Origin of the sequence: Propionivibrio sp., assembly GCF_029255185.1 — a bacterium.
Lineage (GTDB): Bacteria > Pseudomonadota > Gammaproteobacteria > Burkholderiales > Rhodocyclaceae > Propionivibrio.
Window position 1 is genome coordinate 14840 of sequence record NZ_JAPUVO010000106.1, and the last position, 20350, is coordinate 35189.

The 20350-nt window shown below is 58.8% G+C and carries 12 protein-coding genes, 4 tRNA genes and 3 pseudogenes; 7 read left to right on the forward strand and 12 right to left on the reverse strand.

From position 1 onward, the window contains the following. Positions 1-170 precede the first annotated feature (170 nt). Complete coding sequence (locus Q1J43_RS09530) at positions 171-1886, reverse strand: DUF262 domain-containing HNH endonuclease family protein (RefSeq protein ID WP_301102253.1); 1716 nt, start codon at positions 1884-1886, stop codon at positions 171-173. A 335-nt stretch (positions 1887-2221) separates the two neighbouring features. Here Q1J43_RS09530 and Q1J43_RS09535 point away from each other — a divergent pair, with 335 nt between their 5' ends. Beyond that, complete coding sequence (locus Q1J43_RS09535; RefSeq protein ID WP_301102254.1) at positions 2222-3442, forward strand: ChaN family lipoprotein; 1221 nt, start codon at positions 2222-2224, stop codon at positions 3440-3442. Between the two features lie 4 nt (positions 3443-3446). Further along, a complete protein-coding gene (locus tag Q1J43_RS09540) occupies positions 3447-5510 on the forward strand; it encodes a M1 family aminopeptidase (protein ID WP_301102255.1) in 2064 nt (687 codons plus the stop codon). A gap of 37 nt (positions 5511-5547) precedes the next feature. Here Q1J43_RS09540 and Q1J43_RS15905 read toward each other — a convergent pair. The 7 genes and pseudogenes from Q1J43_RS15905 to gltX all read right to left on the reverse strand — a co-directional run. Then, positions 5548-6921 (reverse strand): annotated as a pseudogene (locus Q1J43_RS15905) (SEC-C metal-binding domain-containing protein); the annotation flags it as partial. Positions 6922-7008: 87 nt separating this feature from the next. After that, a pseudogene (locus Q1J43_RS15910) lies at positions 7009-7788 on the reverse strand (DUF1186 domain-containing protein); the annotation flags it as partial. A gap of 8 nt (positions 7789-7796) precedes the next feature. Then, entirely contained in the window at positions 7797-8663 is an 867-nt protein-coding gene (locus Q1J43_RS09550; protein WP_301102257.1) for a hypothetical protein, read from the reverse strand. A 303-nt stretch (positions 8664-8966) separates the two neighbouring features. Continuing rightward, positions 8967-9043 (reverse strand) — tRNA-Asp (locus tag Q1J43_RS09555). 57 nt (positions 9044-9100) lie between these two features. Further along, positions 9101-9176 (reverse strand) — tRNA-Glu (locus tag Q1J43_RS09560). 26 nt (positions 9177-9202) lie between these two features. Beyond that, a tRNA-Ala gene (locus tag Q1J43_RS09565) sits at positions 9203-9278 on the reverse strand. 83 nt (positions 9279-9361) lie between these two features. Next, positions 9362-10756: a glutamate--tRNA ligase gene (gltX, locus tag Q1J43_RS09570; protein WP_301102258.1), complete on the reverse strand. Its 1395-nt coding sequence runs from the start codon at positions 10754-10756 to the stop codon at positions 9362-9364. A 203-nt stretch (positions 10757-10959) separates the two neighbouring features. Here gltX and Q1J43_RS09575 point away from each other — a divergent pair. Then, positions 10960-11034, forward strand: a tRNA-Val gene (locus tag Q1J43_RS09575). Positions 11035-11082: 48 nt separating this feature from the next. Here Q1J43_RS09575 and Q1J43_RS09580 read toward each other — a convergent pair. From Q1J43_RS09580 to Q1J43_RS09590, 3 genes and pseudogenes are all read right to left on the reverse strand, one after another. After that, a pseudogene (locus Q1J43_RS09580) lies at positions 11083-11852 on the reverse strand (class II glutamine amidotransferase). A gap of 112 nt (positions 11853-11964) precedes the next feature. After that, positions 11965-13155, reverse strand: coding sequence for a PLP-dependent aspartate aminotransferase family protein (locus Q1J43_RS09585; RefSeq protein ID WP_301102259.1), 1191 nt, complete (start codon positions 13153-13155; stop codon positions 11965-11967). Positions 13156-13206: 51 nt separating this feature from the next. Further along, entirely contained in the window at positions 13207-14001 is a 795-nt protein-coding gene (locus Q1J43_RS09590; RefSeq protein ID WP_301102260.1) for an EAL domain-containing protein, read from the reverse strand. A 199-nt stretch (positions 14002-14200) separates the two neighbouring features. Between Q1J43_RS09590 and cysK the strand changes: the two genes are divergently transcribed. From cysK to Q1J43_RS09610, 4 genes are all read left to right on the forward strand, one after another. Next, the gene (gene cysK, locus Q1J43_RS09595) at positions 14201-15133 is read left to right on the forward strand and encodes a cysteine synthase A (RefSeq protein WP_301102261.1); all 933 of its coding nucleotides are present in this window, start codon (positions 14201-14203) and stop codon (positions 15131-15133) included. A 59-nt stretch (positions 15134-15192) separates the two neighbouring features. Beyond that, positions 15193-15648, forward strand: coding sequence for a peroxiredoxin (locus Q1J43_RS09600; protein WP_301102262.1), 456 nt, complete (start codon positions 15193-15195; stop codon positions 15646-15648). A gap of 57 nt (positions 15649-15705) precedes the next feature. Then, positions 15706-17136, forward strand: a complete 1431-nt coding sequence (locus Q1J43_RS09605; protein ID WP_301102263.1) for a PhoH family protein — start codon at positions 15706-15708, stop codon at positions 17134-17136. Between the two features lie 243 nt (positions 17137-17379). Beyond that, entirely contained in the window at positions 17380-18555 is a 1176-nt protein-coding gene (locus Q1J43_RS09610; RefSeq protein ID WP_301102264.1) for a transglutaminase-like domain-containing protein, read from the forward strand. Positions 18556-18601: 46 nt separating this feature from the next. Here Q1J43_RS09610 and Q1J43_RS09615 read toward each other — a convergent pair whose 3' ends face one another. Further along, positions 18602-20233: a methyl-accepting chemotaxis protein gene (locus tag Q1J43_RS09615; RefSeq protein ID WP_301102265.1), complete on the reverse strand. Its 1632-nt coding sequence runs from the start codon at positions 20231-20233 to the stop codon at positions 18602-18604. Positions 20234-20350: the final 117 nt, after the last annotated feature.

Here is a 20350-nt window from a genome sequence, read left to right on the forward strand (position 1 = left end):
CTTTCTCCCCTCGCACTCCAGGAGAGGTGTCGGGGGTGACAGTGCTCACCCAACTAGCTTTTCTCAGAATCGCCCAACAAAATACGCGGCTCCAGCTTCGGACGCGCATCCTTGCCGATCCAGGTGAGTTCGAGTTTTTGTTTCTTGCTCATGAAATTCTGTCGCCCGCCTTAACCGATTTGCGCGATACGCCAAACAGCCGTGGCTTGTGCCGCCATCCAGTTTTGGTGCGCGGCGATGCGCTCAGGTGTCCATTCGGCGTGATCGGTCGCCAGCCTGCGTGTGATGGCAAAGCCGCTTTGTTCGAATACGGGACGTTTGGCCGCGTAGCCTGTATTACCCAAGTCCTTGTTGGCGCCCGCCTGCATCAAGGTCATGTTGCCGAGGCGATAGGTCAAGGCATCGACCTCTTCGTCGGTGAATGCCTCCCAGCCGGTCTGGGGATTCTGCGGCAGGACATGTTCTATATTGAAGCTGTCGCTAGTGAAATTATGGTCTTGCGAGGACAAATGTTTTTCCAGCGCGCACAAGATGAAGCGAACTACGCGGTTGTTGCGTGATTGCGTCGTACGGATGGTTTTCTCGGCAAAGGCGGAGCGGAATGCTGCGTCACTGGGGTAGATGCTTTGCATTGCAGCAAGCGCTGCGCCCAGATTCGCCACTTCGCCTTTTGCGATGCGTTCTGCAACAGCGTTATAGGTTCTTTCCTGTTCGGCAGTGCTATAGCTACAAATGACATTGAAGCGCATTGAAATTACTACGCAGGCCCGCATCAGTCCGGCAAAATCCGGCGTATCGAAGATGCGCTTGGCCGCTAACAGCAAAGGCAAGGGCTGACGAACATTGAAGGTGCGCAATGTACTGGCGAACCCTTTGATCTCCTGCGGCCAATCAGAGGCTTCAGGTGAAGATAAAGCGAGGTAGGTATCGAGGTCTTCTTCCATGTCACGCAGGAGTTGGAAAACCATCTCGCGCGAATTGACCTGATTTCGGACGGTTTTGAACAGTTCGGCCTGGCGCGCAAAAGTACGGCGGCTATTCCAGTGGGCGCGCAGGAAATCCGGGAAACTTTCCGCCCCCAAACGTCCAACCATGGCCTCCCAGCGTTCTTCCAAATTGCGTAATTCGTGATCCTTGTCGTTTCCGCGATCGAGTACGGAAAACAAGTAGTTTTTCAGCAGGTCGGTTGCCGACAGCCGTACTCCGCGCGCATTCAAGGTTTCAAAGACCTTGTAGGCGTTCAGCTCATCCGTAACCGTGATGACCGTAAAAAATAGTCGGTCGCTCATGTCCTCAACGAATTGAGCCAAGCGCATGCCCTCGGTGCCCGTACTCTTTTTCAGGAACTCTGTCACGCGCCGGTCAAACCACTCAAAAGCTTTCCGCAGCAGATGCTCGGACGCACGAAAACCGCGTTGGGGCAGATGACCCATCGGCACCATGAAATCCTGGTAATAGCTGTTGTTGTTGCGGTTCAGCGTCAGCTTGGGACGTGCGATCAGGGTTACCGGATCAAGATAGCCCACATAGGTCTGGCGAATTTGCTCCATTCGCCGCCCATTGGCTTCGGAGTCGTTACCCGCGTCAATCAGCCGTTGCAGGTTTTTCAACACCGCAAGCACGATGATGCTGACGGTGGTCAGACGTTGCTGCCCATCGATGACTTCAAAGGTTTTGTCGTCCGCAGATTGCAGGACAAGATAGCCCATATAGTGAGCTGGTTCGCCCCCCGACTGTAGCGTTCCCATCAAGTCCATCCACAAGTCTTCCCATTCATCGTCAGTCCAACTGTAGTCACGCTGAAAACGGGGAATGCGGTATGTCAGCCCATTGCCAATGAGCTTGCGAAATGTATTGTTTTCAGTCTTGAAGTTCGTTGCGGCCATCACAGCCTCCTTTGAATACGCATGCTCATCTTATGTACTGCGCTGCGGACTGTAGGTCATTGCTTGCTTGTTTTTTCTGCATTGCAGATAGTACTACGGCATTGACGACGCCGACTTGCCCAGTGGCTTGGTGACGTGCAGAAAATGCTGAACACATGTTGGCCTTGCCCTTAATCGTGCCAACCGGCATTGTGATGCGTATTGGGACAGCAATCTGAAGCACGCAGCATGAGCTGCTGCTACATCAGTTTGAATCGCACCTCTCGAACGGGGTAAGCTGCTCACGCATTCTCGCCCGAATCGTAGCAACCGTGGTTTCCAGAGAAAATTGGCCTATGACGATCGAAACCTTTCGCCGCTGCGCATTGCCCTCGTGGTGCGTCCTGCTGGCCCTTGCCGTCGGGTGTTCATCAACCGTGGCTGCGGGTGATACGGGCAGCCCTGGTTGCAGCGAACCCGGACGCTGGCTGACGCTTGCGGGAAGCTTGCCGCGCCCGCTGGCTGGCAGCAAGGTTATCGGCGCGGCCTTGCTTAATGATATTGTCCTGCTCGGCGAAGAACACGACAACGAGGACCATCATCGCTGGCAACTTCAGGTACTCGCGGCGTTGTACGGGCAACGCCAGGATCTGGTGATCGGCCTGGAAATGTTTCCCCGGCGCATCCAATCGGTTCTTGATTGCTGGGTCCAGGGTCGGCTGAGTCCCAAGGAGTTTCTCACCCAATCGGAGTGGGACAGCGTCTGGGGGCAGCCGATCATGCTCTACATGCCACTCTTCGATTTCGCCCGCATTAACCGCATCCCCATGCTGGCGCTCAACATTGACCAAAAATTAAGCCGTGCAATCTCCGAAAAAGGCTGGGACGCCGTCCCCGTAAGCGAGCGCGAAGGACTCAGCCGTGCCGCACCGCCACCGCCCGCGTATCGTGATTTCCTGTTCGAGATTTATCGTCAGCATCCGGTCAAGGGCAGCGCAGGCCCGCGCCGTCCGGCGAAATCCGATCCGGAGTTCAAGAACTTTGTCGATGCTCAACTGGCCTGGGATCGCGCCATGGCCGAGGCGTTGGCGCAGCGGCTCGGTGCCGGCGTCGACCGGCCACTGCTGGTCGGTATCATCGGCAGCGGCCATCTACGTTTTGGCTACGGCGTACCACACCAATTGCGTGACCTCGGCATTGGCCAACTGAGCACACTGCTGCCGGTTACGGCCGGTGACGATTGCCGGGAGTTCCCGCCCGCTTTCGCCGATGCCGTCTTTGCCATCGCCCAGCAGCCAGTACCGCCTCCTGATCCGCCAAGACTGGGCGTCCAGCTCGACGAGAGTAGCGCTGGCGGCGGCGTGCGCATCGTCGCCGTAACTGCCGGCAGCCTGGCTGAGCAAAGCGGACTGAAAGTCGGCGACCAGTTGCTCGAAGTGGCCGGACGCCCTGTGCAAAAAAATGCCTCGGTCATTGCTGCGGTCCGCCGGCAAGCGCCCGGTACCTGGTTGCCGCTGCGCCTACGGCGCGGTGACGCAAGCCTCGACCTGGTCGTGCGTTTCCCGCCTGCTCCGTAAAGCGATGCCCCTGTTTTCAGTTGCCTGCCGCTGGTTCTTCGCCCTCGTGCTGCTCGCCGCTTTTCGCCTGACCACGGCGCTGCCCTCGATCGAACTGGACCTCTCACTCGACCCGCCAACCCGGCAGTTCAAGGCACAAGCTCTGATCACACCGGAAATCAGCGACTTTCGCTTTGTCCTGCATGAGTCGCTGAAAATAGTTGCCGTCAGCGTCGATGGCAAAGCGCTCAAAGCCCAACGGCTGGCCAGTGACAGCCCGCTGGTGCAGTGGAAAATCATGCTGCCAAAAGGGGCAACACGGGGGGCAACGCGGGTTCATGTCAATTATGCAGGCATCCTGCCGCCGCTTGAACAGGGCCGGGATCATCGCAGCGTATTGCACGGCATGCCGCCGATGGCGTCGCCCGAGGGAAGTTTTCTGCCGGCGGGCAGCGGCTGGTATCCCAAACCGCCGGCGCTGTTTTCCTATCGGCTACAACTGTCAGTACCGGCCAACCAGCGTGCTCTGGTTTCCGGACGACTGCTCACCGAATCGCAAGCCTCCGACGACCGTTACCGGGCCAGTTTCGAATTCAGCCAGCCAACCGATGGTATCGACCTGATGGCCGGCCCCTGGGTCGTTCGCGAGAAAATGCTGGCGCGCCAAAACGGCGCGCCGCTGCGCCTGCGCACCTACTTTCCGTTCAGCCTCGACGCCGAGCCTGGGCTGGCCCAGGCTTACCTCGACGACTCGGCACGCCATCTCGAACGCTACAGCGATGAAATCGGCGCTTACCCATACAGCGAATTTTCGGTCGTTGCCAGCCCCTTGCCGACCGGCTTCGGCATGCCGGCCCTGACTTATATCGGCGCTGCGGTGCTGCGCCTGCCCTTCATCCGCAAAATCTCGCTCGGCCACGAGATCCTGCACAACTGGTGGGGAAATGGCGTTTATGTCGACTACGCACAGGGTAACTGGTCGGAAGGACTGACCACCTTGATGGCCGATTATGCCGCTAAGGAAGGCGAGTCGGCCGCCGCCGCAAGCGAGATGCGGCTCTCCTGGCTGCGTGACGCGGCGGCCTTGCCCACCGCCGACCAGCCGGCGCTGCGAGACTTCCGCTCACGCACGCACAGCGCCGAGGCAGCGGTGGGCTATGGCAAGGCGGCGATGGTTTTCCTGATGTTGCGCGAGCGCATCGGCGAAACAGCGTTCCGCCGGGGAATTCGCGAGTTCTGGGCGCAGCAGCAGTTTCGCGTGGCGTCCTGGCAGGACCTGCGGCTGGCCTTCGAGCACGCCTCCGGCGAAAAGCTCGGCCAATTTTTCGCGGCCTGGACTGATCGTCGCGACCTACCGCAGATTGCCATCGAAACGGCCAGCACCCAGCCCCTCGGCCAGGGCCATCGACTGAGCGTGACGATCACGCAAGCGGGCCGGCCAATGCCGCTGCATCTGCCTCTTGAGCTCTCGGCGCCGGGACAGCGGCAGACTCGCTGGATCGACCTCGGCACTGCCCGCGAGTTGGTGCAACTGGATGTGGATTTCAACCCGCAGCAGCTTCGCCTCGACCCGGAGACACGGGTCTGGCGGCGGCTTGACGACGCACAACTGCCACCGATCCTGCGCCGCTGGATCGGCGCACCCGCCCCTTTGCTGATCAATGCCACTGCCAACGGCGAGGCGCACGCCGCCGTTAATGAGTTGGCACAGCGTTTCTTCGAGACGCCGCCCAAGACGATCACGGTGGGCGACCTGGCCCGCGCCAGACGTTCGGGGGCGACCATCCTGCTCGCCGGAACGCACGCCGAGGTGGCCGCAGCACTGGCCGCCGTCGACCTCCCGCCGGTTCAACTTGCACAGACCGACCGACACGCCTCAGCGCAGGTGTGGACGTCAGGAGGCGAAAATGGATCGCCGCTCTTGGTCATTACCGCCGAAAACACCGCAGCGCTACGCGCCATGCAACGCGCACTACCGCACTACGGCAACCAGAGCTGGCTTGTTTTTTCTGACTCTCAAGTCCTTGCGCGTGGCGTCTGGCCGGTACGCGAGCGCGTCGTGCCGGTCAGTCAGCCAACGGGCCATTGAAGCTGGAAACCTCAGCACAAAGGTGAGGATTTCAGGATTATTCTGCTCGCCCCAGGCCAATCGACCCCCAGAGAAAATCATACGAAATCTCGCGGCGGCCTTGCTGTAAAGCCTGATCCTTTTCACTCTCGGCGTAACTTCTGAGCAAGCCTTTCACGCGCTCGAGCCCGGCCGAGGTCTTGATCGCCTGACGCGGGGTCTTGCCACCCAAGGCCGGAAGCGGTTCGTCGCTCCAGTTGGCGTACGTGCGGCGCAGCACTTTTTCAACTATCTCGGCCAGCGCTTCGGGAGGCAGCTTCGGGGCACTTGGTGCGGCAGGAGTGGTCTCGCCCAGCGACACATTGTTCATGATGCCCTTGGGATCAGACAGCACCCGGCCCGCGAATTCGACCGACTCCCCAGCCAGGGCCTCAAACCAGGGCCGGCCCTGATCGGAAAAATTCTGCGTCTTGTAGAAAACCTCTATCTTCTCCGCACTCTTGCCGGGGTTGATCGCTAGTGTCTGGCGTGTCTGTCCATCCGCGCAGTCAATGAGTCGCGCCCAGCCGGTGGCGCGATCGCCCTCGATGTCGGCTTGGGTCGCCAGCGTGGCAGAGAGGACATCCCAGTTCTTTACCCGGTAATGGTCGGTGATCAACAAAATCGGATCGCCCGAATGGAAATCGATGACTGTCGGCAACGGCAGGGGGCGTGCGTACTGCGCGATCCAGTTGCGGCGGATGATCTGGCTCAGCACCTGGGGCTGACCGTCACCGTGAGCGGCGGATTCAGCCATGACTGCGGCGTTCATCAGGCGCGAGAACGGATAGGTCGCGCCGGATATTTCGAGATGGCCGTCGACGTCCATGATCCGCACGCCGATCAGGTTGCCAATGCGGGCCTGCGCGCTACCCGACTTTTCATACACCATCAGCGGCGCCGCCTCGATGTCCAGCGCATCGCACAGCCGCATGCCGACACCGGGCAGGACTTCGGTAATGTCGTAAAGTCGCAACGGCTGGCGGCGCAACTGCTCGATCCAGCGTCGCTGGCCCGGCGTGAATGCCGGCCCGCCCGGCCCAAGCAAGAGCTCCATCACCTCGCGCTGGACGCCCTTAACGGCAATGCTACCCTCGGCCAGCAGCCACTCCATCGCATTGATCTGCACCCCTTGCCAAGCCTCATCGTCAATCTTTTGCAGCGCCGCTTGTTCCTCGTTGTCCAGACCATCGTTCAGCATGTTCTGGATGGCGGTCTTCGCCGCCTTGCCGTGGTAGCTGGTCAGCCATTCGATCGCCCGGCCGACACCACCTTCCTTGCCTTCTTCAACAACAGCCTCGCTGCTTTCTTTGTCGCAACACTTCTTGAACTTCTTGCCGGAACCGCAGGGACAAGGATCGTTGCGACCGACTTTGGGCAGGTTACGGATCGGCGTGACACCGCTGTGCGGAGCATACGAAGGCCAGACCGGCGCCTGCGGGTGACGGTCGAGCTTTGGTTTGGGCGGCTGGTAGCACATCCAGCTCATGATTTCATCCAGGCCATCGCGAATATAGCAGTTTCCCTCTTGCGTCGCGGCCTCGGCGATGCAGTCCGTTGCGAGCATGGCAGACTTGTTCTCGAACCACTTAAGACCCGTGACGCTCGGATCGATCAGGCCCTCGCCGAACCAGCCGCGAATTTTTTCCAGCAGTGGCGCCGGCCCGAGTTCGCTGGCGGCATCGATCACCCAGGTCAGGAAGTCATCGCGTTCAGTTTCGTTATCAGATTCACTATCCGATTCGAGATGCCGCAGAACATCCGCTTCTCGCTCTGCCAATACCTCGATATAGGCCAGCACTTCGTCGCGATCTCCCTCCCCTTCGATCACTCGCACCACCAGCGCCATCAGCGCCGCATAACGGCACCACATGTCGGCGGCCCGATCTTCGGCCAAGGCCTGAAGCGGCGCCAAATCACCGTCACACACCGAGGCCAGCATGCGCCCCAGCTGGGTGCCAACGTCGTCGCCGAACAGCTCGTTAGCACGCTCGGTGGAGCAGTGGCAGATTCTCGCCAGTGGCCTGTAGGCCCGCGCATCGCGTTTCTCAGCCGCCAGATACACGGCAAAGGAAAACAGGGCGTCATATTCCCATGTAGTTTCGTCTAGCAGCGTCGAGCCGCCGTCGGCAACACGCTCAATTTCCGCGATGAATAACGGAGCCAATTCACCCCAGCGCGCGCGTGCTTCCTCCGCGGCGGCTTGTGGAAAAGGGTGCGCCATGCGCGCGAGGGAGGTCCTGATATCTTGCCATTCCATGAAAGTTCCTATCTGTTTTGCATGTAGCGCGCGAACAATGCGGGATGCATCTCGCGCAGTTTTTTACGGTTCTCGACCAGTTCACCATGACGCCCCTGGCGTTCGAGCGCGAGCAGAGCAAGGACGACGCGAGCGCAACTTTCCGGTGGCGTATGCGCGCCGTCCTGGGCCAACCGCAACCCTTCCGCCAGCCGGCCATCGGCGAGGAGCGCCCAGGCAGGAAGCCAGGAGAAATCGTCGGGGCTACCCTCCCCTTCAAACTCGGCGTCGAAGCCGCGTACGAGCCGGTCTAGCGCAGGTAGTTCAAGCCGTGGCGCAAGTGCTTGTGCGCGCCGCGGCGCCATCCAAGCAAGTTCAGCCAGCAGCGGCCAGATCGCATCGAATCCGCCGAACCGGCATCGCGCTTCGATCATCCACGCCAGCGGCGCCGGCTGCCGCCGCCACGACTCGATGCGTTCGATGCACACAGCGGCATCCTCCCAGCACCCGGCACGGAGCAGCAGTGGCGCTGCATGCAGTGACTCGTTGCCGGAATCGAAAGGGTACTTGGCAATGGCCGCCGCCAACTCGGCCCAAAGCGGCGAAAGCCATTTCTGCGCAGCTCTGCCGAACACCTCATGGGCCGCTGCCGAAATAGCGCCTCCGGTTTCCCGCAGGATCGCAATGGCGGCCTCGCGCGGAATTGGAGTCGGCGTTGGAGAACGCAAGGTCTCGCACAGGAGAGCAAAGGCCGGCAGCAGCGGATCGGTGCTGTATTCAGCAGCAAGTGTCGCGATCGCTTGCGCGCACGCACCGGTGTCGCGCTCATGCAAAGCATCTATGACCGCGTTGCGCAAGACCACGTCGCGGCTGTGCTCAAAGATATCGAGTTGCATTGGGGATGTCGGCTGGGTCGTGCTGTAATCAGTCTGCGCGAAAACAACGCCGATTCAATAATTCTGACGGGTTGTGCGTTGAAATGATTATACCGGCTCCGGACAGACAGAAATCGATTTCCGGCGCCCGGCGGTGGCCCAGGATAAGCTTACACCGCAAGACTCCACTGATCACCGCCAATTTTTGTCCACCTGAACGGGACACGCTCTATTCGGGAACAGTTGACTCACCAAAATTTCTGTTGCGAAAAAGAACACCCAAATAAAAAACCGCCATCAGTGGCGGTTTTTTATAGGCTACATTGGCGGAGTGGACGGGACTCGAACCCGCGACCCCCGGCGTGACAGGCCGGTATTCTAACCAACTGAACTACCACTCCAGTGCTTCTTCAACAAAGGACTTCTGCTTGTCGCAGTTGGCATCCTCTGCCTATTCTTGGCGTCCCCACGGGGATTCGAACCCCGGTACCTACCGTGAAAGGGTAGTGTCCTAGGCCTCTAGACGATGGGGACCCGGACTAACAAATCTTTCAACTCGTTGGTGGAGGTACGCGGGATCGAACCGCGGACCTCTTGCATGCCATGCAAGCGCTCTCCCAGCTGAGCTATACCCCCTCTCGAAAGAAGGGCGCATTATAGGGATGCGGCCAGGTATTGTAAAGTGCTTTCTACGCTTCATCGAGCATGCGCGACATTGCTTAGTTTTTCGTTGCCGCCGTCAGGCGCTTGAGTGCCAGTTCGCGCGGGAAAAGTGTGATCACCGCGTCGACCGAGGGTGTCTGCACCTGTCCTGTCAGGAGCACGCGCAGCGGCATCGCCAGCCTGGGCATCTTCAATCCATGCTTGCCGATGCAGGTCTTGATCAGTGCGTTGATGGCCGGTGCTTCCCAAGCCACATCGTGCATACCGTCGATGAAATCGGCCAGTGCCGGCAACGCTTCCGGCGTCAGGTGCTGGGCCAGTATGTCGGCCTTCGGGTGCAAGTCGATGTAGAACACTTCGGCGGCGTCTGCCAGTTCGTTCAGATTGCTGACACGCACCTTGTAGAGATCGATGATGGCCGCCAATGACGGGGTGTGGGTAAGCGTCACTCGCCGTGCTTCGAGGCGCGGGCGAACCAGCGCCGCCAGCCGGTCATTGTCGGCCAGCTTGAGGTAATGGGCATTGAGCCAGTTCAGCTTCTCGGTGTTAAATTGTGCTGCTGACGGCGTGATGTGCTCAAGGTCGAACCAGGCGCAGAACTGCTGCATCGAGAACACCTCGTCATCGCCATGCGACCAACCAAGACGCGCCAGATAATTGAGGACCGCCTCCGGCAGATAGCCTGCGTCATCGTACTGCATCACGCTTACCGCGCCGTGGCGCTTGGACAGCTTCTGCCCGTCATCACCCAGAATCATCGAAAGATGTGCGTAGAGCGGCACTTGCGCACCCAGCGCCTTGAAAATATTGATTTGTCGTGGCGTGTTGTTGACGTGGTCGTCGCCACGGATAACATGGGTGATTCCCATCTCCCAGTCGTCCACGACGACGCAGAAATTATAGGTTGGCGTTCCGTCTGCACGAGCGATCACCAGATCATCGAGTTCGGCATTGGCAATTTCGATACGTCCCTTCACCAAGTCGTCCCAGGCCACCACGCCCGCACTCGGATTGCGAAAGCGTACGACCGGCAGCACACCGGCAGGAGGCGTCGGCAGTATCTTGCCGGGCTCCGGGCGCCAGGCGCCGTCGTAACGGGGCTTGAGCCCCCCGGCGCGCTGCTCCTCGCGCACGCGCTCGAGCTCTTCCGGCGTTGTGTAGCAGAGGTAGGCGGCGCCGGACGCGAGCATCGATTTGAGCGCGGCCTGGTAGCGATCCATACGCTGCATCTGGTAAAACGGACCTTCGTCGTGCGCCAAGCCGAGCCAGTTCATACCATCGAGAATCGCCTGTACGGCCTCGGGCGTCGAACGCGCAACGTCAGTATCTTCAACGCGCAGAACAAATACGCCCCGGTGATGACGGGCAAAAGCCCAGGAGAAAAGAGCAGTTCGGGCGCCACCAATATGCAGGAAGCCAGTCGGTGAAGGGGCAAAACGAGTGCGTATCATGGTCGCTAGCCAAACAACGGAAAGGACGTATTGTAAAGTAAGCACACTTCAAATTGACCATGAGGCATTGTTATGGTTAAATCCCGTCCCTCTGTCGGGGGCTTAGCCCAGCGCCAGAGCACTGCCTTCACACGGCGGTAAAAGATGAGAAATGAATATTTCGACTCTTTGTTTTGCGTGTAACTTTTTGATTGCCAAAGCGTGGGCGGCTAGCTCAGGGGTAGAGCATTACCTTCACACGGTAGGGGTCGGGGGTTCGAAACCCTCGCCGCCCACCACGTAAAATCAACGAGTTACCAAGGATGGTCAAAACCGACTGGCCAGGATCAGGCGGGGTGATAGGCGCCTTCTGCGAACATCGCCACGCTATCGACCGGCAACGGCGTCCAGGTTTCGTTGTCGGTCAGCGGCAAAGTGGCGATCAGTACGACGCGATCATCCGGGGATGTCACGTCATTAAAATCGACCGCCACGTCCTGATCCTTAAGGTGCGCGACGGCGAACGGTGCTTGGCGGACGATGTAGTGCAGTTCGGTCGAGCGGTGGGCAAACAGGCAATCGCCGTTCGAGAGCAGAAAATTGAATGGGCCGTGGGGCCTGACTTGCGCCGAGAATTCTTCCAGCACTCCACGCAATGCGAAACGGTCGGGAACTGCCGCGGGAAAACGCAGGCGAAGGGTTTGCAACAGGTGGCAGAAGGCAAGCTCGCTGTCGGTTTGCCCGACGGGAAGGAAGCTGCCATCAAGCGCTGGTGCATAGCCATCGAGATTGCCGTTGTGCGCAAAAATCCAGTAGCGCCCCCAGAGTTCGCGCATAAAGGGGGGGTATTTTCGAGGCCGACTGGCCCCTGGGTCGCCTTGCGGATATGGGCGATGACGTTTAGCGAACGGATCGGGTAATGACGCACCAGTTCGGCCACCGGCGACTCGCATGAGGGCTGAGGGTCGAGGAAAATACGCACGCCACGACCCTCGAAAAAAGCGATTCCCCATCCGTCGCGGTGGACGTCAGTACTCCCCCCGCGCGCCTGGAAACCGGTGAAGGAAAAGCAGATGTCTGTGGGGGCATTGCAGTTCATCCCTAGGAGCTGACAGATGATTTTATCCTTTCGACATTAGTACAAAAGCATTAATAACTGATGTCAGAACTCGTCTCTAACCGGACTCTCCGGTTTTTGAGAGTCCGTCGATGAGGCTGTCCTGTGATGCTCAAATCTGTCCGAGCGCGTTTTCGAGATCTGCGCGCAGGTCGGCCAGGTTTTCAATGCCTGCCGATAGGCGAACCAGTGAATCGCTGATGCCTATTTTTTTGCGTTGTTCGGGGGAAATGCTGGCGTGGGTCATGATCGCGGGATGTTCGATCAGGCTTTCGACGCCGCCCAGGCTCTCGCCCAGTGTGATCAGTTCGCAGGCTTCGAGAAAGCGGACGGTGCCGGCCAAGTCGCTGTTTAGTTCGAACGCAATCATGCCGCCAAAGCGGCCGCGCATCTGCCGTTTGGCCAGATCATGCTGTGGGTGCGAGCGCAGTCCGGGGTAGCTGACACGTCGGACCTTCGCTTGCCCTTCAAGCCAGCCGGCCAGTTCGAGCGCACTTGCGCAGTGCTGTTGCATGCGCAGCTTGAGCGTTTTGATGCCGCGTAAAACGAGATAGCTGTCAAACGGCCCGGCGATGGCGCCGATGGCGTTATGCAGGAAAGCCAGTCGCTCGCGCACCTGCGCATTGCGTGCTTCGCCGCTGACGACAGCGACGCCGCCGATGACATCGGAGTGGCCATTGAGGTATTTGGTCGTCGAATGGATGACGATATCGAAGCCGGATTCCAGTGGCCGCTGTATCCAGGGCGTGGCAAAAGTATTGTCGGCAACCGAGATGATGCCGTGCTGGCGACAAAAGGCAGCCAGAGCGTCCAGGTCGGCAAGTTTGAGCAAGGGATTGCTCGGCGTCTCGACCACGATCATTCGCGTTTCTGGACGTAGCGCGGCGGCCAGCTCTGCGGGGGCGTCCAGATTGACGTAGCTGAACGACAGGCCGGCGCTACACGTGCGGACCTTATCCATCAAGCGAAAGGTGCCGCCGTAAAGATCATCGCCGGTAATCACATGGGCGCCCGAATCGATGAGTTCGAGCACGGTGGCGATGGCCGCCATTCCGGATGCGAAAGCGAAAGCCTGGGCGCCACTTTCCAGATCGGCGATACAGCGCTCAAGAGCCCAGCGCGTCGGGTTGTGCGAACGTCCGTAGTCCAGCCCCTTATGTACGCCGGGGCTATCGTGAACATAAGTCGAATTGGCATAGATTGGCTGCACCACGGCGCCAGTGCTCGGGTCTGGCGACTGCCCGGCGTGGATAACGCGGGTTCCGAAGCCATGGCAACGCGGGCCGAGTCGGTTGTCAACCATGTTTCTTTCGCAACGAGTTGAAAAGGCAGAGGTCCCGTTTCACAGCGATGATTACTCAGGGGCGTGCGGTGGCGGGAGCACTTGCAGAAGATCAAAGCCGTTTGCCTGCGCATCTTTGCGTAGCGCTGCGCTATCCAATCCTTCGACCATCACCCGCGCGCCAAAGTCGTGCAATCGGTCGACCATGCTCCCCAACGGACGCGTTGAGGACAACAGCAACAACGGATCAAACTTAACAATCGCCGGACTGATTTCACGCAACAACGAGAAATTGATTTCGCGCCGGCCGAAGCGGCCGACCGCAATGCCGTAGCCGCGCGACTTGTAATTAGCGACCGCACTAACCAGATGCGCGGCATCCTCGACGCCGTCGATCTCGATCTCCAGCGTGATCTGTCTGGGCAGCAGGCCGCATGCGCGCAGGACTTCCTCAAAGGCCAGGCCGTGATCGACCGCCACACTGGCCACGTGGCGCGGATGCACTCTGAGCAGCAAAGTGCCGCGTGAGTGGCGGTTCTGATAGGTCAGGTAGTTCAGGGCGTGCAGCGTGCGCACCATCCGGTCGAGATAGATGAATTCGTCGTTATCGCTCGGCAGCACGAAGACCGCTTCAGGTTCGAGTAGCTGATTATTGATCAGCCCGAAAGCATGCAGGCCGGCGGCGTGTCCGCACAACTCGCCACTAGCGACATCAATGATGGGTGAATAGTACGATTCAAGACGCAAGTTGGAGAAATTAACCAAAACCCGTCCGTCCTGGGAAACGAAAGCCGTGGTCGAACGCAGCCCGGAGCCGGATGCTTCTTGTTGCGCGTTAAGGTAACGTACGAAGTCGGACAGTGGCATGACATCAAGCCTTGATCAAGGATATGGAACGCGTCGCAGCAGGCAACGGGCTTATGATAAACGAATCGGCTACGCATCGGAACGAACTTTTCTTCATTTGAATAGACGTAACTCGGTATCACTGGCCGGTGATGCCGGGCGGAACTTATTGACCAGGCTTCTATTCATAGAGGACGTCTACTGCACAGGAGAAATTATCATGAGCATCGCCAACAGCGTCACTGATCTGATCGGCAACACCCCGCTGGTGCGCATCAACCGGCTAAACGACGGCGCTGGCGCGACGATCGCTGCCAAGCTGGAGTTCTTCAACCCGGCGCATAGCGTCAAGGATCGCATTGGCGAGGCGATGATCGCCGCCGCCGAACAGGCGGGGCAGATCAAACCGGACACCATTCTCGTCGAACCGACCAGCGGCAACACCGGCATCGCGCTGGCCATGGTCGCCGCCGCACGCGGCTACAAGATCGTGCTGACCATGCCGGAAACCATGAGCCGCGAACGCCGCGCCCTGCTGCGCGGCTACGGCGCCGAACTGATCCTGACCCCGGGACCGGACGGCATGGGCGGCGCCATCAGAAAAGCCGAGGAACTCGCCGCTTCCGACCCGCGCTACCTGCTGCTACAGCAGTTCAACAACCCGGCCAACCCGGAAATCCACCGCCGCACGACGGCCGAGGAAATCTGGCGCGACACCGGGGGCAAGGTCGACATCCTGATCTCCGGTGTCGGCACAGGTGGCACAATCACTGGCGTCGGCGAAGTGCTCAAGGCGAAGAAGCCCTCGTTCCAGGCTATCGCCGTCGAACCCGACGCCTCGCCGGTACTCTCGGGCGGCGCCAAGGGGCCGCACCCAATTCAGGGCATCGGCGCCGGTTTTGTGCCCAAGGTGCTCAACACCCAAATCTACGACGAGGTGATCCGCGTCAAGAGCGACGACGCCTTCGCCTTTGCCCGCCGCGCCGCGCGCGAGGAAGGACTGCTCGTTGGCATTTCGTCCGGCGCCGCGCTGTGGGCTGCGGCGCAGGTGGCAAAACGACCGGAGAACGCTGGCAAGCTGATCGTTGTCATCATCCCCTCGTTTGGCGAGCGCTATCTGAGCACCCCATTGTTCGCCGGACTGGTGGACTGAGTCCGCCTTACGCAAGCACGGTATCCTTGCACCACAAATCACATAAAGGCACTTGTATCATGGCCAACACGATGATCAGCGACTTCGAACTGCCAGCCACCGGCGGCAAGCCCTTCAGGCTTTCTGAGCTCGCTGGCAAGACCCTCGTCATCTATTTCTACCCCAAGGACAGCACACCGGGCTGCACCACCGAGGCGCAACAGTTTCGTGACCTCTACCCCGATTTTGCGCAGGCCGGCTGCGTGATTGTCGGCGTATCGCGCGACAGCCTGCGCTCGCACGAGAACTTCAAGACCAAACAGGACCTGCCCTTTGAACTGCTGTCCGATACGGACGAAGCGCTGTGCACCCAGTTTTCAGTGATCCGGATGAAGTCGATGTACGGCAAACAAGTGCGCGGCATCGAGCGCAGCACGTTCGTCATTGACAGCCAGTGCACGCTCCGGCGCGAATGGCGCGGCGTCAAGGCGCAAGGACATGCTCAGGAGGTGCTGGATTTCGTGAAAACGCTTTGATTCACTTGACGGGCATGGATGCCATCCCAACACCAACCAACCGGAGAATGACGTTCCATGATTCATAAGACCGAGCACCGCGTAAAAACAAAGAAACCCGTCAACCCGCTGACCAAGCTCTTCGTGCTCGATACCAATGTGCTGCTGCACGACCCGACGAGCGTCTATCGCTTCGAGGAACACGACGTCTTCCTGCCGATCATGACGCTCGAAGAGCTCGACAACAACAAAAAAGGCCTGTCCGAAGTCTCGCGCAATGCCCGGCAGGTGACGCGGACGCTGGACGAAATTGTCAGCAGCCACACTGAGGCGATCGAGAACGGCATCGCCCTTTTTGGCCCGTCGCACAAACTGGCCAGCGGCCGGCTCTTTCTGCAGACCGAAGCCATCGCCAACGACTTGCCGACCGGCCTGCCGACCGCCAAGGCGGACAACCAGATACTGGCCGTAGTCATCCACCTGCAACGCCTCAACCCGGAACGCGCTGTATTTCTGGTGTCCAAAGACATCAACATGCGCATCAAGGCCTGTGCGCTCGGGCTGGAAGCGCAAGACTATTTCAACGACAAGGTTCTCGAAGACACCGACCTGCTGTACACCGGCATCCTTGAACTGCCGACAAACTTCTGGGACAAGCACGGGCAGGGGATGGAATCCTGGAAACGCGACAGCCTGACGCTCTACCGTGTCAAAGGGCCGCTGTGCCCGAAACTGCTGATCAATGAGTTCATCTACCAGGAAGGCGAGCAGCCGCTCTACGCCATCGTCCGTGAAGTTTCCGGCAAAACGGCGCAGTTTGAAACACTGACCGATTACACGCACCCGAAAAACAACGTCTGGGGAATTACCGCACGCAACCGCGAGCAGAACTTCGCGCTCAACCTGCTGATGGATCCGGAAGTCGATTTTGTCAGTCTGCTCGGCCAGGCCGGCACCGGTAAAACCCTGCTCACCCTCGCCGCTGCGCTGACCCAGGTGCTCGATGCCAAGCGCTACTCTGAAATCATCATGACCCGGGTCACGGTGCCGGTGGGTGAAGACATTGGCTTCCTGCCGGGCACGGAAGAAGAGAAAATGGGGCCGTGGATGGGTGCTCTCGAAGACAATCTGGAAGTACTCACCAAGAGCGACAATGAGGGCGGCGAATGGGGCCGCGCGGCGACCCATGATCTGGTCCGCAACCGGATCAAGATCAAGTCGCTCAACTTCATGCGCGGACGAACCTTCCTCAACAAGTTCCTGATCATCGATGAAGCGCAAAACCTGACGCCCAAACAAATGAAAACCCTGATCACCCGCGCTGGCCCGGGAACCAAGGTCGTCTGCATGGGCAACATCGCGCAGATCGACACCCCTTACCTGACCGAAGGCAGTTCTGGTCTCACCTATGTGGTCGATCGCTTCAAGGGCTGGCAACATTCCGGCCACGTCACCCTGCAACGCGGCGAACGCTCCCGTCTCGCCGATTATGCCGCCGAAGTGCTATAATCCGCCCCCTTCGAGCCGTGGCGAATGGATCCAGCACATTCCGGAGAGTCGATTGAACCTTAAAAACTCAGTTGTTCACCGCAAAGGCGCGAAGGACGCGGAGTGCCGCAAAGAAATCAACAGCTTAGATATTGTTGTTCTTGTCCATGGTGCTCACCCATATGGTGAATGGGGAAAACCATGCAACCCCTTGTTTTATTTGCGATCTTTGCGTCTTTGCGTCTTTGCGGTGAGGTTTCTAGGTTGAAACGACGAGACTTCCTCGCTGCCTCGGCAGTCCTCTCTGTACTGGCCGCAGCGCCAGCAAACGCCGCAAAGAAGATAGCAGCGAAGAAGCGCCCGGCAAAATCAACCGCCAGGCCAGCCCCAAAAAATCCGGCAGCAGCACCGACGACCCCTCCGACTGAAACGCGCAACGTCATCAGTTTGCCGGATGAACCGGACAAGTGGCGCACCTACGACATCCGCTCAACGGTTGCCCTGAACCGGGTCAATGGCAAAGCGCGCCTCTGGCTGCCGCTGGCCCAGTACAAGGATACCCTGTGGGAGCGCTCGCTTGGCCACAACTGGCAAGGCAATTTCGAGAATGCCGGCATCTATCGCGATCCGGTGGCGGAAATGGAGGTCTTCTACGCCGACTGGGCTGAAGGCGTCGCCAACCCGCAATTACAGATCATCAGCCAGATCGCGACGCAGGACCGCCATTTCGACATTACCCGCCGTGGCGCCGTTGCCGAACGCACCGAAGTTCTGCGCCGCTGCCTGCACTCGACTGATCGGGTACCCACCGACGGCATCGTCCGGCACACCGCCGAGCACGCCATCGGGCGCATCAGGGATCCGCTCGCCCAAGGCAAAGCAATTTACGAATGGGTCGTTGAAAATACTATGTACGACCCGTTCCTAAAGAGCGTCGCCAACGACAATATCGGCAGCATGCTTGAAAGCGGCAAGCTGAGCGGCAAAAGTGGCGACATTGCCCTGCTTTTCGTCGGCCTGTGCCGCGCCATCGGGATACCGGCACGCCCCGTCTTCGGCCTGCGCATGGACAGTTCGCGACTCTTTGGCAGCCTCGGCGTGATCGGCAACCTGAGCACAGCGCAACACTGTCGAGCTGAATTCTATACCCCAGGCTACGGCTGGATCCCGGTTGACCCCTCCGACGTGCGCAAGGCCATTCGTGATGAACGACTGAACATGGGAGATCCCAAACTGACCGTCCTGAAAAAACTGCTCTTCGGTTTCTGGGAAATGAACTGGATTAGCTTCAACGTTGCCCAGGACGTCAGTCTGCGCGGGTCGTCAGGAAAAACACTGCCCTTCCTAATCTACCCCCAGGCTGAAACCGCCGACGGCCACTTTGACAGCCTGGACAGCAGCCGCATGAACTACCAGGTCAACGCCAGCCGCGCCGATTGATGAGAAACCCACGTTTATCGGACGGATCAACCGTCAGTTTGTTGGCTCAAACGCGGAACGACCCAACGGAGGAAGACAGCTCTTGCGCAAGCTGCTGGAGTTGGCGGGCTGCTGACGCCGATTGTTCTGAAGATGAATTGTTTTCTTCGACCATTTGTGCAATGTTCTCTATGTTGTGTGCGATCTCGGCACTGACTTTGCTTTGCTCCTGGAGCGCGCTGGAGATATCACTGACGACACCCACCACGTTTTCAGCGCCAAGCTGAATTTCCTTGATCGACTCACCGGCCTGGATGGCAAGAGCGGTCCCCGATCTGACCTGATTGACCCCGGCCACCATGCTCTCGACGGCAGACTTTGTTCCTCGCTGAATTTTCTCTATGGTCAGAGCGACTTGCTGGGTTGATTGGGTGGTCCTCTCGGCCAGTTTGCGTACTTCATCCGCGACGACGGCAAAGCCACGACCTTGCTCTCCGGCTCGCGCGGCCTCGATTGCCGCGTTAAGGGCAAGCAGATTCGTCTGATCGGCAATCTCTTTGATAACGCTAACGATTGTGGATATCTCGTTGGATTGCTGTTCAAGGCCGCTGATAATGGCCGAAGACGATTCGACTGAGCCGGCAATTTTCTCTATTTCCGAAGCGGCGCCATGAATGACTTCGCCACCTTTCCGTGACAGACCTGACGCCTCTTGCGAGAACGTTTTTGCGCTGTGGGCGTTGTTGGAAATGCTTTCTATCCCTACCGTCATTTCCTCAACGGCAGCGGCAGTAGCAATCGTCGCCGCGCTCTGCTGAGCGGACGCCGCGGCCACCGCGCTCGAAGTTTTTGCTAATTGCTGCGCCGACTGCCCAACTTGTTCGGCGCCCACCTGAATACGCGTCACCATCTCGCGAAGTTTGTCCCGCATGGTTTTCATGGAGTAAAGGAGGCTATCCGTATTGTTCGCCTGAGTATTGACTTCGACACAGAGGTTGCCGCTGGCAATCTCCCGTGAAATCTTACTAGCATAATGCGCATCGCCGCCCAAAATGCTTTGGACGGCCGTCCCAACAATATAGGCGGCGATTAGTGAAATAAGCACTACGGCAAGCGCGATGCTCAGCATGGTAGTTTTCAGAAGCGACGACTGTGCCAGCGTATCGTTGCTAACGCGTACCATTTTTTCTGACTGATCTTCAAACACCTTGCCTATGGCATCGGTATAAGCACGAACGCTTGTTCGAACGCTGCTGCCAAGAAGCTGACTAGCGTCCTCTTTTGCACCCGCCTTGAGCAGTTCCAGATATTTCTTGCGACTATCCGTGTACTCCTGCCGTGCCTTCAACGCTGCGCCGAGCAATGATTTTTCCGATTCATTGATCATGCCCTTTTCGAGCAAGTTGAATTTCTCACTGATCACCTTGCTGTTTTCAGCCATCTCATCAGTGATGCGCCTAGCTTCGCTGCTGTCTGAAATTTGAGCAAGCAGCAGGGTGTTCGACCAGTTACGCATGATGTTGAGGCGAATTGTGGCCGCTGCGGTGACTTTGGGATTGACATCCTCCGCCAGGCGGGAAGCATTCTGATTAACGCTATCGCTTTTTAGAAAAACGACGAGTGTCATGCCGGCAATCAAGGCAATTACCAAACCGAAGCCCCATGCCAGCAAGGTTGTAATCTTTGCTTTCTTGAACATGCTTCCTCCTGCCGCCGTGGCTTATCTATATCAGGGTTTATTTGATACTCAGCATTCTAGTGAGCATGAACGCCAAAGACCATATGTGCGCAGTATGAGGGAAAGCCGGGCTAAACA

What these genes read in the sequence shown, in the direction of transcription:
- Q1J43_RS09585 (WP_301102259.1), bottom strand. Translation starts at nt 13,155, where the DNA reads ATGGTTGACAACCGACTCGGCCCGCGTTGCCATGGCTTCGGAACCCGC.
- Q1J43_RS09600 (WP_301102262.1), top strand. Translation starts at nt 15,193, where the DNA reads ATGGCCAACACGATGATCAGCGACTTCGAACTGCCAGCCACCGGCGGC.
- gltX (WP_301102258.1), bottom strand. Translation starts at nt 10,756, where the DNA reads ATGATACGCACTCGTTTTGCCCCTTCACCGACTGGCTTCCTGCATATT.
- cysK (WP_301102261.1), top strand. Translation starts at nt 14,201, where the DNA reads ATGAGCATCGCCAACAGCGTCACTGATCTGATCGGCAACACCCCGCTG.
- Q1J43_RS09550 (WP_301102257.1), bottom strand. Translation starts at nt 8,663, where the DNA reads ATGCAACTCGATATCTTTGAGCACAGCCGCGACGTGGTCTTGCGCAAC.
- Q1J43_RS09530 (WP_301102253.1), bottom strand. Translation starts at nt 1,886, where the DNA reads ATGGCCGCAACGAACTTCAAGACTGAAAACAATACATTTCGCAAGCTC.
- Q1J43_RS09590 (WP_301102260.1), bottom strand. Translation starts at nt 14,001, where the DNA reads ATGCCACTGTCCGACTTCGTACGTTACCTTAACGCGCAACAAGAAGCA.
- Q1J43_RS09540 (WP_301102255.1), top strand. Translation starts at nt 3,447, where the DNA reads ATGCCCCTGTTTTCAGTTGCCTGCCGCTGGTTCTTCGCCCTCGTGCTG.
- Q1J43_RS09535 (WP_301102254.1), top strand. Translation starts at nt 2,222, where the DNA reads ATGACGATCGAAACCTTTCGCCGCTGCGCATTGCCCTCGTGGTGCGTC.
- Q1J43_RS09615 (WP_301102265.1), bottom strand. Translation starts at nt 20,233, where the DNA reads ATGTTCAAGAAAGCAAAGATTACAACCTTGCTGGCATGGGGCTTCGGT.
- Q1J43_RS09605 (WP_301102263.1), top strand. Translation starts at nt 15,706, where the DNA reads ATGATTCATAAGACCGAGCACCGCGTAAAAACAAAGAAACCCGTCAAC.